The sequence below is a fragment of the Psychrobacter sp. genome (genome assembly GCF_030454045.1).
GTDB lineage: Bacteria > Pseudomonadota > Gammaproteobacteria > Pseudomonadales > Moraxellaceae > Psychrobacter.
Genome location: NZ_JAKDJE010000078.1, coordinates 1 through 13322 on the forward strand (window position 1 = coordinate 1; position 13322 = coordinate 13322).

At 44.5% G+C, this 13322-nt stretch carries 12 protein-coding genes; 4 read left to right on the forward strand and 8 right to left on the reverse strand.

The features are described from left to right. The first annotated feature begins 436 nt into the window (after positions 1-436). From uvrB to L0G63_RS11730, 3 genes are all read left to right on the forward strand, one after another. Positions 437-2548, forward strand: a complete 2112-nt coding sequence (gene uvrB / locus L0G63_RS11720) for an excinuclease ABC subunit UvrB (RefSeq protein ID WP_301450825.1) — start codon at positions 437-439, stop codon at positions 2546-2548. A 163-nt stretch (positions 2549-2711) separates the two neighbouring features. After that, positions 2712-3062 (forward strand): aminotransferase class I/II-fold pyridoxal phosphate-dependent enzyme, encoded by a 351-nt coding sequence (locus tag L0G63_RS11725; protein WP_301450826.1) that lies wholly within the window; start codon positions 2712-2714, stop codon positions 3060-3062. A gap of 222 nt (positions 3063-3284) precedes the next feature. Continuing rightward, the gene (locus L0G63_RS11730; protein WP_071001936.1) at positions 3285-3662 is read left to right on the forward strand and encodes a hypothetical protein; all 378 of its coding nucleotides are present in this window, start codon (positions 3285-3287) and stop codon (positions 3660-3662) included. A gap of 107 nt (positions 3663-3769) precedes the next feature. On the opposite strand, the gene L0G63_RS11735 is transcribed toward L0G63_RS11730, so the two are convergent. Together L0G63_RS11735 and L0G63_RS11740 are read right to left on the reverse strand one after the other, a co-directional pair. Continuing rightward, positions 3770-4159, reverse strand: coding sequence for a hypothetical protein (locus tag L0G63_RS11735; protein ID WP_058025108.1), 390 nt, complete (start codon positions 4157-4159; stop codon positions 3770-3772). Between the two features lie 173 nt (positions 4160-4332). Then, the gene (locus L0G63_RS11740) at positions 4333-4848 is read right to left on the reverse strand and encodes a hypothetical protein (RefSeq protein ID WP_301450827.1); all 516 of its coding nucleotides are present in this window, start codon (positions 4846-4848) and stop codon (positions 4333-4335) included. Positions 4849-5164: 316 nt separating this feature from the next. Between L0G63_RS11740 and recJ the strand changes: the two genes are divergently transcribed. Then, positions 5165-6991 (forward strand): single-stranded-DNA-specific exonuclease RecJ, encoded by a 1827-nt coding sequence (gene recJ / locus L0G63_RS11745; RefSeq protein WP_301450828.1) that lies wholly within the window; start codon positions 5165-5167, stop codon positions 6989-6991. A 68-nt stretch (positions 6992-7059) separates the two neighbouring features. On the opposite strand, the gene L0G63_RS11750 is transcribed toward recJ, so the two are convergent. From L0G63_RS11750 to L0G63_RS11775, 6 genes are all read right to left on the reverse strand, one after another. Then, the gene (locus L0G63_RS11750) at positions 7060-7725 is read right to left on the reverse strand and encodes a trimeric intracellular cation channel family protein (RefSeq protein WP_301450829.1); all 666 of its coding nucleotides are present in this window, start codon (positions 7723-7725) and stop codon (positions 7060-7062) included. Positions 7726-7792: 67 nt separating this feature from the next. Beyond that, on the reverse strand, positions 7793-8428 hold the full coding sequence (locus tag L0G63_RS11755; protein WP_301450830.1) for a trimeric intracellular cation channel family protein: 636 nt from the start codon (positions 8426-8428) through the stop codon (positions 7793-7795). Between the two features lie 102 nt (positions 8429-8530). After that, the gene (locus tag L0G63_RS11760; RefSeq protein ID WP_301450831.1) at positions 8531-9631 is read right to left on the reverse strand and encodes a multidrug resistance efflux transporter family protein; all 1101 of its coding nucleotides are present in this window, start codon (positions 9629-9631) and stop codon (positions 8531-8533) included. A gap of 98 nt (positions 9632-9729) precedes the next feature. Then, complete coding sequence (gene queE, locus L0G63_RS11765) at positions 9730-10461, reverse strand: 7-carboxy-7-deazaguanine synthase QueE (RefSeq protein WP_301450832.1); 732 nt, start codon at positions 10459-10461, stop codon at positions 9730-9732. A gap of 245 nt (positions 10462-10706) precedes the next feature. Continuing rightward, positions 10707-11528, reverse strand: coding sequence for a 2,3,4,5-tetrahydropyridine-2,6-dicarboxylate N-succinyltransferase (dapD, locus tag L0G63_RS11770; RefSeq protein ID WP_071001928.1), 822 nt, complete (start codon positions 11526-11528; stop codon positions 10707-10709). A 247-nt stretch (positions 11529-11775) separates the two neighbouring features. Further along, entirely contained in the window at positions 11776-12732 is a 957-nt protein-coding gene (locus tag L0G63_RS11775) for an alpha/beta fold hydrolase (RefSeq protein ID WP_301450833.1), read from the reverse strand. Between the last annotated feature and the right edge of the window lie 590 nt (positions 12733-13322).

A 13322-nucleotide genomic window follows, 5' to 3' on the forward strand; every position in this document is an offset into this window, starting at 1 on the left:
CTAAAAAATAGTCGCTGTCAGTGCCATGGTCGAATGTTCAACACGCCCTAGTGTTTTACTCTTACTTGATGACAATCAATCCAAAATGAATAAATATCAGAAATATCTCTATCAATCGGCTGATAAGTCACCTACTTGTTAATTCATGATCGATAATAGCAGCTTAAATCGATGTTGGAACCCCTCAGTGTTAGGCTTTGTTAGGTGGTCGTGTAACGGGTTTGTTAACCGTGAAAATCTTTGTAAATTTATCAAAAACTGTGTGCGTTTTTTATAACGATAAGCGGCTGACTCATCAATAAATAGTATCTTTATAGGCTCCCATTTTGCGCAGCAGGATAAAGACAGGTTCATCAGACAGTGAGAGCTCATCTTCCTTTAAAAACCGCTGCTCAGACTCCATATTGTTATAAACTTTAATAAGAAGAAAATTACTATGAGAATGCCTGAACCGCGCTCATCGCGTCAGTTAAACCAATTGGCCACTCAGCTCCAAGGCGAAGCTGAAATCAGTGGTGTCAATGCGTCTGGGACGAAAATATCCAGCCGTGCCTTTGAGATGGTCACCGATTTTGAGCCAGCAGGCGATCAGCCGCAAGCCATCGAAAAACTGGTCAAAGGTATTGACTCTGGTATGGATGAACAGCTATTGCTAGGTGTGACGGGCTCTGGTAAGACTTATACCATGGCTAAGGTCATCTCTGAATGTCAGCGCCCAACCATCATCATGGCGCATAATAAGACCCTTGCCGCGCAGCTATATGGCGAGTTTAAGTCGTTTTTCCCGAACAATGCGGTTGAGTATTTTGTCAGTTACTATGACTACTATCAGCCAGAGGCCTATGTCGCTGCTAGCGATACCTTTATCGAAAAGGACAGCGCCATCAATGATCACATTGATCAGATGCGTCTGTCTGCCACTCGTGCACTACTTGAGCGTCGTGATGCGATTATCGTTGCATCGGTATCGTGTATTTATGGCTTGGGTGATCCAGAAAGTTATTTAAAAATGCTATTGCATGTGGTGGTTGGTGATCAGATAGATCGTACCGCAACTATTAAGCGTTTGGTCGAGATGCAGTACACCCGTAACGAGTTAGATTTTGGCCGTGGTACTTATCGTTTGCGTGGTGAACTGCTAGATATCTATCCTGCTGAGTCTGAGCAGCTGGCGGTACGTGTGCATTTGTTTGACAATGAAGTGGAGAAAATCACGTGGTTTGATCCGTTAACGGGCAAGACCGTACGCAGCGTGCCACGTATTACCATTTATCCAAAATCGCATTATGTGACGCCGCGCAACAAACTAGAGGCAGCCAGTGAAACCATACGCGCTGAGCTTGAGCCGCGTTTGGAGTATTTTCGTGAAAACAACAAGCTGATTGAAGCACAGCGTCTCAAAGAGCGTACCCAGTATGATCTTGAGATGATTCAGCAGCTTGGCTACTGTAATGGTATCGAAAACTACTCACAGCATCTCTCTGGTCGTCCATCAGGGGAAGCGCCGCCGACGTTGTTTGATTACATTCCAGAAGATGCTCTGCTGTTCCTCGATGAATCGCATGTCACTGTGTCTCAGATTGGTGCAATGTATAAAGGGGATAGATCACGCAAAGAGAACTTGGTCAACTATGGCTTTCGTCTGCCAAGTGCGATGAACAATCGCCCGATGAAGTTTGAAGAATGGGAGCGCATTAAGCCCAAAACCATTTATGTCAGTGCCACGCCAGCGCTGTATGAGCTTGAACATAGTGAGCAGGTGGTAGAGCAGGTTGTACGTCCAACGGGTTTGATTGACCCTGAGATCGAGATACGTCCGGTCTTGACACAGGTCGATGATGTGCTGTCTGAGATTACCAAACGCCGTGAAAAAGACGAGCGCGTATTGATTACCACCCTGACTAAGCGCATGTCAGAGGACTTGACCAGCTATCTAAAAGAATATGGTGTCAAGGTTGCCTATCTGCATTCAGATATCGACACGGTAGAGCGTATGGAGATCATTCATGAGCTACGTACTGGTAAGCATGATGTGTTGGTCGGCATCAACTTGCTGCGCGAAGGTTTGGATATGCCTGAGGTCTCATTGGTGGCGATATTCGACGCAGATAAAGAAGGGTTTTTGCGTTCTGAGCGTTCACTTATTCAGACCATTGGCCGTGCAGCACGTCATTTGAACGGCAAGGCCATTCTCTATGCAGACCGCATTACTCCAAGTATGCAAAAGGCGATAGATGAGACAGAACGTCGCCGCGACAAACAGATTGCTTTTAACCTTGAGCATAATATTACGCCAAAAGGCGCGCAGCGTAGCATCACTGATAAGATTGATACAGGCGAAAGCCTAGATGCCAATGACAATCAGGCCATCCCAGTCAAGAGCAATTTGCCTGATGTCGATATCAATATCTTGCGTAGTCCTGATTTATTGGCCAAAGAAATCAAACGTCTTGAGAAGCAAATGCAGCAAATGTCACGTGATTTGAAATTTGAAGAGGCGGCGAAGACCCGCGATAAAGTGCTGGAGCTTAAAGCACATTTGATCTGATTGTCTGTATTAAATAATATAAAAAATGGGGTGCTTACTGAGCACCTCATTTTTTTGGTCTATTCGATAGGAGGGCGCTGACAAAGATTGAAATAGAACCCAGTGCCACTTACCATATCGGTATCAATCTTATAATTCATACAGCATTCCAAAGCATTGGCTCATGATGGGTTCGGTAGTTTGCCATATGCAGCGGAGTTTTTGGAATCGACACAATTTAGACGTATTGTTTATGGTGCTTACCAATCAGCTAATAGAACTAAACTCCAATGAAAACTCACTTGGCATGTCGGATGCAGCCAAGCAAGCTGTGATCGATGCGTTGGACATCGGTTTTCGTTATCCAGATGATCAACGTGCGGCGCTGATTACTAAGGTCGCCGACATAAATGGAGTGGCAGAGCACCAAATCTCATTGGGCAGTGGCTCTAGTGAAAATATTCGCACAGTCATTCAAATGCTCAAGAACAAAGCAGAGGTGCTCAAATCATTTCGTGAACAAGGCTGGGTTTAATCACTATAAATAGGATAGTGTCATGATAAGATTTGAGGCAAGCTCTTTATTTTTACCAACATCAAACGCAGTTTTACATATCGCACCTTAAAAAATCGCTCTCTATCTTATAGGATAGCCGTATAAAGCATGATCTACTGAGCATATACATAAAAGCTTTATTACAGCAATAGAAGTAGGCATGCTCTTGTATTTTATAATTATAAAGTTAGGGATGTACTTATGTTTGATATCAAGTCGTTTTTTAAGCGGGAAGTAGAAAAAAAGCTTATCAACGTGGACGATTATATTTTTATGCCTGAGCGGGTAGAGATGGAGCTTGAAGGTGGGCAACTAAACTGTGTATTAAATAGTGATGGGCGTGTAGACATTTTTTATAGCAAGGAAGGGGTAACTGAGGTTGGTTCAGCGTCACGCAAGCATCCTTTTACCGCATTTGAAAAAGAGCTGTATCATGGTGTTTATGATGATGTTATTACCGAATTAGTAAAAGAGGTGGATAAAATTATTGATGGCTCCTCTAAGTATTTCCGGCGCAGCCAGACATTGCCTTTTACAGCTGCTCTATCCCAAAACCCAGCGGATTCAAACAAGTTTTAGGCAAATGCGATAACATAAGTAGATAGTATAAAGCGTCAAAAAAAGGGGTGTGCTATTGGTAGCGCACCCTTTTTTTTGTGACGTTTTTTATTTATTAATATTGTGCTCTATTTGACAAAACTGGCATAGCAGCTTTGAAGCGATTTGGCGACAACTCTAGTGACCAGTTGAGCGCGATACTGAGAATCGATAGCGGCATTACCCAATTCAACGATGGTCACTTGCTGCGGGGCTTGCTCACTCACGCAACCACAAACGTTACTTTTGACAGACTCTTGCTGCGCTTCCGTCATGGCGACGCTTGCAACACGCCAAGCGGTTTGTTTTTCAATTTGGCTACGGCATTGGTTGTCGATCGCCGCTCTAAAGACATTCATGCCAATCTCATTTGCGGTACCAATTGCTGTGCCTGTGCCGTTATTTGTAGCACCTGTCGTGGTGCAGCCTGCTAGCGCGACAGTAGCCAGCATAACGGTCGATGCCAAAAGTTTTTTCATAAGTGAATCCTTGACAGTGTTTGATAATCTCTAAAGTGGTATATTATCAGTAAAATATAGTAATGGCATCATTAACCCGTCGCCTGAGACAGTCTACAATGCGCTTACTCACAAAAAAGCCAGCTAAAAAATCTCATAGCTGGCTTTGTAGATATGGCGTTGCCTAATTTCTATTAAACATTTTTACCATGTTGTTTTTGCTGAATGTCTTTGGCAAGCTTATAGCATTCGTTGATATGGTCAGTAGCGATTTTCTTAAAAATCGTATAACCCATGGTTGCAGCAACCAGTTGACCGCCTAATGGGACAAATTTGGTGACTTGTTTTGCGGCGATACGACCACCAAAGCCTTGAATGGTTTTCTTAACGATACCACGTGTCGCCATCAGCCCTGCAAAATCGACGGTACGGTCTTTAACCGCGCTCCAATGCACTTCGCGTGATTCTAGGTTAATGGCTGATTGACGGTCTTCGATCAAACCAAAACGTTCGCTAATCTCAGGAAGCAATTGCGTCAGCATACCAGCATCAACCGCCACATCAAAGAACGGTACAGGAACGATGGCAACACCAGCAGAAACTCTGGCACGTTTTTTGACCATACCAAGGCATTCTTTTTTGACTTGATCAAGATCTAAGCTAGGATCAATCGTATTTGGTAATTTTTCAGCAGCTGGTGTGGTTTTCATAAAGTATCCTTATAAATAGTTAAAATATTGATGATGTAACCGTCAATAATTAGCCAGTCTCTCAGTTGTTTACTATTCTATGGATTTATAGGCGTCATACAATCATTGCTTTGTAGCAAAATGCAGAAAACTACGGTCACTATGCATCCTTTTTGTAAATGAAGAGCCACATGCGATACGTGTTCACTGAATAAATCCTTTTTCCAAATTACCATTTAAGCCAACATCTTTGGTAAATAAATGCAATATTAGCTAGTGTACAGAGACGCTATAAATTGTCGTTGTGACCCTGCCTTAAAGGCAGTAAAATACGCTCATGCTAAATTTAACCCCCCGTACTACCAGCACTCGTATTGACGAGCTGCCCGCCGCGTTGCAACCACTTGCCGCCCAATCATTGACGCTTGCTCGCTTATATGCAGGTCGAGGTATCACTGCACCTGATGAGCTGGAGACTGGTTTGTCTGGCCTGTTGCCTGCTGACATGCTGCACGGTATCACTGAAGCCGTGCGTCTATTGGATATGGCGATTGATGACGGTCAGCGTATCCTGATCGTTGGTGATTTTGACTGTGATGGTGCAACCAGTACCGCGCTGATGATGCGCGCACTCACCAAGATGGGCGCTGTGGTTGATTTTTTGGTGCCGGATCGCTTCAAATACGGTTACGGTCTCACGCCAGAGATTGTTGAGTTAGGTATAAAGACCTACCAGCCAGACTTAATAGTGACGGTTGATAATGGCATCTCCAGTCATGAAGGTGTGGCGCGCGCACAAGCTAATGGTATAACGGTAATTATCACGGACCACCATCTCACGACCAAAGAAACACCACCTGCTGAAGCGGTCGTCAATCCCAATCAACTTGATTGCAATTTCACCAGTAAAGCACTGGTCGGGGTAGGGGTCGCGTTTTATGTGCTCGGACGATTGGCAAAGCTGCGCCGCGACGCTGGCAAGTCTACCGTGCAAGTCAGTCAGTGTTTAGACTTGGTCGCACTTGGTACGATCGCAGATGTCGGCGTACTCGATAAAAACAATCGTATCTTGGTCCATCACGGGCTATCTGCTATTCGTCAAGGTCGCTGCTGTATGGGTATATTGGCGCTACTTGAGCAAGCAGGCCGCGACCCCAAGCAATTGCATGCGCAGGATTTTGGTTTTGTCTTAGGGCCACGTATCAATGCGGCTGGGCGTATGGATAACATGCGTATCGGGATTGAGTGCCTGTTGACTGAAGACTGGCAGACCGCCCAGCGATTGGCGCAAGAACTTGAGCAGCTAAACCGTACACGCCGTCATGTAGAAGGCGAGATGCGTGCGCAGGCAGATAGTATTGTACAGACATTGGCTACTGAAACTGATATTGAGATCGATGAAAGTACAAGCGACAGTGGCGATGACCTCATTACTCAAGACGTCACTATTCATAAAACAAGCCATACAGACACTCGTAGTATCATCCTGTATCAAGATGATTGGCATCAAGGAGTGATTGGTATTGTCGCTGGACGTTTAAAAGAAAGTCATTACCTACCTAGCATTGTCTTTGCGCCAGCAGATACGGAGCAGACTGGTGAAGACGATGCGATTAAGGGATCAGCACGATCGATCGCTGGCGTGCATATTCGTGATGCGATTGAGCAGGTTGCCGAGCGTCAGCCTGATCTCATCAGTCATTTCGGTGGACATGCGATGGCAGCAGGTCTGACCCTCAAGCGTCGCAATTTTGACGCATTTGTCGACGCCTTTAATGAGGTGATGGCACAAATGGATGATGACGTATTTGCAGAGCAGAAACTCACTGATGGACCTTTGCAGGCAAATGACTTTAGCCTATGGTTCGCTGAGCATTTAGCCGATGCCAGCATTTGGGGTCATGGATTTGCACCGCCGATATTTGACGGTGTGTTTGAGGTATTGAGTTTTAAGATATTAAAAGACAAGCATCTTAAACTATCGCTGCGTTATCCAGACGTCCAATATCCAATCGAGGCAATCTGTTTTAACTTTGACAATGACGCTTGGGATTACCGTGCCAAAAAAGTGCATTTACTATTTCAGCTAGATATCAATGAATGGAATGGCAAACAGAGCTTGCAGCTGATGGTAAAAGACTTGGCTGTGGTAGAGCAGGGTTAAGGCTTGAATGCTATCAGCACAGTCAAGTTTGAGTGTGCTGATACTATTTGCTACTTTTTAACTTAACATCAGTACTTCCACTCAAGAGTGGGGAACTGCCAATCATAACGAATAGCCAGCATACGCAAGGTGAAAATCGTACTCATTGCAGAAATATCAGCAATCCAATCAGCAACGCCTAAGTTTTTTAGAGCAAAATATAGAATACCCCCAGTTAACGCCGCAGTGATATAAATCTCTTGCTGCAATACCAGTGGAATCTCATTACAAATCATATCGCGAATGATGCCACCAACGATGATGGTGATCACGCCCAATAACAGTGCTACTGGTACATTGGTACCCATGCTATCAGCGACCTTGATACCTATAAGCGTAAAGGCGGATAGACCGATGGTATCGGAGAGCTTAAGAAACTTATCAACGCGTCTTGAATTTGGATGGAAAAATATCTGCATCACAAGCGAAGAGAGCGTAATGAGCGTCAGATAGCTCATATCTACCATCCAAAACAAAGGATGACGATCCAAAATCACATCGCGTACGGTGCCGCCACCGATGGCTGTGACAATAGACACCAGCAAGCAACCAAAGACGTCAAAATTCTTGTGCTTAGCCAGTATGGTACCCGAAATACTACAAGCCACGATGCCAATCATATCAAAAAAATAGATCAAAGAGCGCGGATCAAAAGTCGTGATTAGGACAGCAGGATCCAATACGATAGCCAACATAAGCCATTCTCACTATTTTTAATTATCATTTGTCATGTCTAGAGCAATCAATCTACCAAGTAGCTGATTAAGCAATCAGACGAATAGAGGGTAGATGCCAGTCGAATCTAAGCGCCAGCATACGCACGGCAAAAATGACAAAGAGCATAATAAACTCATTGATACCAGCGCTGACACCCACATACTGCAGGCACAAATATGTCACAGATCCTGCGATACTGGCTGTGATATAAATCTCGCGCTGCAATACTAATGGTATCTCATTGCAGATAATATCGCGTAGCATCCCACCAATAATGGCCGTCCAAACGCCCATCATAATAGCGATGAGCGGAGACATATCTTGGGTCAATGCAACCTTAAAACCAATCACACTAAAGGCTGCAAGGCCAATAGCGTCAAAAAGCTTAAGGGCATTGTCGATCTTATGATAGAGATGAAAGAATATTTGGAGAATAAGAGACGTTACAGTGATCACGATCACATAGTTAAGATCAGTCATCCAGAACAATGGGTGACGATCTAGCGCCATGTCACGTAGCGTACCACCGCCAATCGCGTTGACCATCGAGACCAATATACAACCAGCAATATCAAAGCCTTTGTGCTGAGCGAGTAAGGTGCCTGCAATCGCGCAGGCGATGATACCCACCATGTCTAATAAATATAATAAGATATCAGGAAAAATTAAATCATTAACCATGGTTATATTGCCAAATATTGAACATCAAAATGATGGAGTTTTTGTTTTGAATAATGAATTTTTGGCTGATGTAAAAAACTCAGCGCATCGTTAGAGCGTCATTTAGCCATCTTTTGCAAACAAGATTAACCCGATAATAATCAGTACAATACCGATCAAACCCATTGCCGACGGTAGCGGATTGCCCAACAAAATCATCCCTCCGATCAAGGCAAAAATGATCTCACTGGCTTGGGTTGAGTCCACACCAGCCACTTCACTTGAAGTTACCGCCTGCTCACGCGCATACAAGAACAGACTGGTCGCAGCCACCCCTGATAACAAAGCAACCAGCAAGGTATTGAATACCTGACCGCTGCCTGGCAACTCAGGGCGTACTACCAACCCTAAGACAACCCAGAACGGGAAACTCCCGACGGTCATTAGCCAAACTTTGTTAAAGGCGTTTTGTAGTAAATCCGTCTCAATAACAGGGATACGTCCGATGAGCGCTTGTAGCGTAGAGGTATTTGCCGTAGCGTGGCTGGCATTATGCGTATCAGCAGTATCATGCGCGCTGGCCAATAATGCTGTCTCAGCGCGCATGGGCTGAGAATGCGGCTCACTGTCTTGAAGTTTGGCCTTGTGCTGCTTGGCATTATAAGATGCCTGCCAAACCAACTGATTGCCAATAGGGTAACTAAATGCGGCGATCAGTGCTGGTAGCGCGCCATACAGCAGCATCTGTGTCAGCGGTATCGTATTGGCGTCGCTAGGCGCGTGTAGACCTTCACTGACATTGACCAATACCACACCAATAAAAACAATCAGGGCATAAACGATGAATTTTTTGTCAAAGCGTTGCCCAAATGCCAGCAAAACCAGTAAACTGGTGACCACCGTAAACATAAAGGTCGCTGCCACGACCCAGCCGCTGGCATGGTCACCTGCATAACAGATACCGGTATAAAATACGCCAAAACCAATGCCACCGGTAATGCACCAAAATCCCACGTGTTGACGAAAAATCGTCCATAGCTCACCGATCCGTCCTACGCCATGCTGAATCGCAATCATCGCCGTGAGTAGCAATAGCATGAATACATAACGCAAGCTTGCTGACCAAAACCAATGTCCACCAGCGGCGCTCATCAGCTCATTTAGTACAAACGTTGAGCTAAAAAATGCACCTGATAGTAACCCTAGTAAAATCAGCCGAATCATGTTTCCTTTTTGAAAGTACGTGCCTGTATATGGATTTGTATTTGTATTTATTGTTCTAAATGGATGTTCTATCAGTGACTAGCGTATGGTTTGTCTTTTTATTTGCCTTTGGCATCTGCCCAAATAATTTTGTGTAGTTGCAGCTGAAAACGAACAGGTAGGGCATCTGCCAATATCCATTCAGCAAGCTCTCTTGCCAACACAGGCACGTCAGGGCTAAGCGCTTCATCAATATCGTCTGCCACATTGAACATTGGCGAAAACCAAACGGTGCCGACCAGTTTATTTAGCTGATGCTGGTTCAACGTTTCTTTTGCCCAGTCGTAATCTGTGCGATTCATGATGACAAACTTGATTTGGTCGTGCTCGGTGAGATGATCGAGATTTGACCAGAGGTTTTTGTCCACTTCGCCCGAGCTTGGCGTTTTGAGATCCATCACTTTGCTGACGGCTGGTGGTACGTTTTGTACCGAGAGCGCGCCTGCGGTTTCAAGGGATATTTCATAGCCATCGCTGAGCAGACGTTTCATCAACTCAATCGCATTTGGCTGTGCTAATGGCTCACCACCAGTCAGGCAAATACGCTTACATGGATAGTTTTTGATCGTGTCTATGATGGTATCTAATGATTGGCGCTCGCCGCCTGTAAAAGCATATTCGGTATCGCAATATACGCAGCGCAGCGGACAACCTGTTAGGCGTACAAATATCGTCGGTAGGCCTGACGTCAGCGCCTCACCTTGCAAGGAATAAAAAATCTCAGTCAAACGTAACCCTGCTTCAGGGTCGGTGACGGGGATAGCAGCGGTGCGCAACAGTGATTCACTCATAATATGTCAAATACAGTTGAAGGTTGATAAGGCGATCAAGCGGTTATCAATCGTAATAAAGAAGAAGGTAGGTTGTGGTATTTGTCGTTTTATGTTTGGATAAAACAAAACCAAAAAACGGATTATAACGCAACACTCTGTATTAAGGTGCAAAAAAGACGCTGAAGTTTTCTTCAGCGTCTTTAGTAACTATGATTTATCGATGTCCGTACCGTTCGGGTACGAGGCTATAAATATTAAAAATACTAGTCTAAACGTAATAGCTCATTCACAGCGGTTTTAGCACGCGTTTGCGCGTCTACTTTTTTTACGATGATAGCAGCGTACAAGCTGTGTGTGCCGTCTTCTGATGGCAAGCTGCCTGGTACGACAACAGAGCCGGCTGGTACACGGCCGCGATGGATCTCGCCCGTCTCACGGTCATAGATGCGTGTAGATTGACCGATATAGACACCCATAGAGATGACAGCGCCTTCTTCGACGATCACGCCTTCAACGATTTCAGAGCGCGCACCGATAAAGCAGTTGTCTTCGATGATGGTTGGGTTGGCTTGTAATGGCTCTAAAACACCGCCAATACCAACGCCACCTGATAGATGCACGTTTTTGCCGATTTGCGCACATGAACCCACGGTCGCCCACGTATCAACCATCGCGCCTTGATCGACATACGCACCGATGTTGACGTATGATGGCATGAGTACCGCACCTGCTGCGATATATGAACCTTTGCGAGCAACGGCTGGTGGTACCACACGGACGCCTGCTTCTTTGAACTGTGCTTCAGTCCAGTTAGCAAATTTCGTTGGCACTTTGTCATAGAACTGCACATGCTCGCCCGCTGCTTGAACGTAGTTGTCGTTCAAACGGAAAGATAGCAGTACTGCTTTTTTGGCCCACTGATTGACGACCCATTCGCCATCTTTCTTTTCGGCAACGCGTAGGCTGCCATTATCTAGCTGCTCGAGTACTTGCTCAATCGCGTCGCGCACGTCTTGTGGCATGTTGCTTGGGCTGTATTCGTTGCGGTTTTCAAAAGCTTGTTCGATGGTTTGTTGTAATGACATAAAAGTTCCTAAAATAAGTAAAAGGGAGAGGTGACTCGTATTTATAGTGACATAACTTGGGCGGACCCGCTTAAAATACAATACTTGTAAAATATGGACGATTGTACAAGATAGCTGGGCCAAAAAACTTGTTTGCCATATTGTCGCTAATTTGACCACTTTTAGCAAACAAGTTCAGTATTTCATTGTGGCAGTGCTTGAGGAAAAGCGCTCACAAGACTGCTCAAGATGAATTGTTTATCGTGCTTTAAGCGTCTGGTGCAATGTTTTTTATCCACGCTAAAATGTCTTGATAAACCGTTTGATTGTCTGTCTCGTGTAATACTTCATGGCGCATATTGGGATACAGTTGAATGTCAACATGGTTAAATTTTTGTTTATGTAGGCGTTTGACCACGCGGCGAATACCGCGTCCCATGTTACCAATAGGATCATCTTCACCGCTGATAAATAGCATTGGGAAGTTTTTGGCAATGGTGGTGGCCCAGCCTTTATTTAGTCCAGTATCCATCAAAGTAAACAATGTCATAAAGCCATTATTGGTAAAGTCAAAACCAGTCTTTGGATCAGCTTCATAGGCTTCAATATTTGCAGTATTTTCACTCAACCAAGCAAACTTCGATGATGCGGTGCGATCCTTTAGTTGACTGTTCAATACCTTATTCATGGTGTTGGCAAGGACGGTGTTTGGCTGTCTTGGCGCGATTTTTGCCAGCACTTTATTGATAGGTAGCAAAACTTTGGTCAATGGATTGACGTCTGCTGAACCCATCAATATTGCGCCTGCAAAATTATGCGCATGATGTTTGAGCACGTTACGTACAATAAACGAGCCCATGGAGTGGCCCATCACAAAATGCGGTACATCGGGGTGACGGGCTTTTAGGCTGTCTGCCATGGCAATTACATCTTTTAGCAGCGACTGCACGGGATGCTCTTCACCAAAAAACCCCAAATCTGCTTCGGTTTTGATGGTCTGTCCATGACCAAGGTGGTCATAGGTTGCCACAGCGATGCCATGATCTGCCAAGAACTGTGCAAAATCTGCATAGCGACCACTGTGCTCTGCCATCCCATGCACAATCAATAGCGTCGCGCTGATGGCAACATTTTTGTCACTTGGCTCAAAAAAGTTGTGGTGTAAGTAGTGAGTGTTGTCGGAGGAGAGAATGTTGTCATTACTGGTATCGAGAGTGTTACTCATATAAGCTTCCTTGACAGGTTTTAATGGTCTATAGTCAATCCACTATAAAAGCGTTACAGCGTTAACCTCGCTTGAAGTATGACATATACATCTGCACTCGGTTGCCTTGTACCGCTCTTAAATTGGATCAACTATATATTTTTTATGGATCGTTATTTCAAAAATGTCGATCAGTTAGGTGGCGTCGTTATGATTTTGTTTTACTAGGCGCTGATTGGTCGACCATTTTACCTTATTTTTTTGTGTTACGTGACAGGGTAATAAAATCTATATTTGCTAGCAGCATTTAATGACAGAAATGAGTGTGATCAATATTATCTAAGCCACTTATACCATCGACCCGATCATCAGGGTCGTCTATCAGACATACCTTATTTGTAAGAAGCTTTTTGTGCTACTTATTATGATAGGCACTAGGGCGTGTTCCTTATTCAAACGTTTATCACTATTTTTAACATATAGTCAGTTCAAAATAAAAGTGTTATGGTTAGGACAAACACCATAAAACAATTTGGATAAGTCGTTTTCCATCCACCCTTGGCGTAGAAACTTCACCTGAGCCCATTTCTTTTCGATAGGGTTTAGGTCTG

Coding starts and splice junctions, on each gene's coding strand:
- recJ (WP_301450828.1), top strand. CDS start 5,165: ATGCTAAATTTAACCCCCCGTACTACCAGCACTCGTATTGACGAGCTG.
- L0G63_RS11725 (WP_301450826.1), top strand. CDS start 2,712: ATGATGGGTTCGGTAGTTTGCCATATGCAGCGGAGTTTTTGGAATCGA.
- L0G63_RS11730 (WP_071001936.1), top strand. CDS start 3,285: ATGTTTGATATCAAGTCGTTTTTTAAGCGGGAAGTAGAAAAAAAGCTT.
- L0G63_RS11740 (WP_301450827.1), bottom strand. CDS start 4,848: ATGAAAACCACACCAGCTGCTGAAAAATTACCAAATACGATTGATCCT.
- L0G63_RS11735 (WP_058025108.1), bottom strand. CDS start 4,159: ATGAAAAAACTTTTGGCATCGACCGTTATGCTGGCTACTGTCGCGCTA.
- queE (WP_301450832.1), bottom strand. CDS start 10,461: ATGAGTGAATCACTGTTGCGCACCGCTGCTATCCCCGTCACCGACCCT.
- uvrB (WP_301450825.1), top strand. CDS start 437: ATGAGAATGCCTGAACCGCGCTCATCGCGTCAGTTAAACCAATTGGCC.
- dapD (WP_071001928.1), bottom strand. CDS start 11,528: ATGTCATTACAACAAACCATCGAACAAGCTTTTGAAAACCGCAACGAA.
- L0G63_RS11755 (WP_301450830.1), bottom strand. CDS start 8,428: ATGGTTAATGATTTAATTTTTCCTGATATCTTATTATATTTATTAGAC.
- L0G63_RS11760 (WP_301450831.1), bottom strand. CDS start 9,631: ATGATTCGGCTGATTTTACTAGGGTTACTATCAGGTGCATTTTTTAGC.
- L0G63_RS11750 (WP_301450829.1), bottom strand. CDS start 7,725: ATGTTGGCTATCGTATTGGATCCTGCTGTCCTAATCACGACTTTTGAT.
- L0G63_RS11775 (WP_301450833.1), bottom strand. CDS start 12,732: ATGAGTAACACTCTCGATACCAGTAATGACAACATTCTCTCCTCCGAC.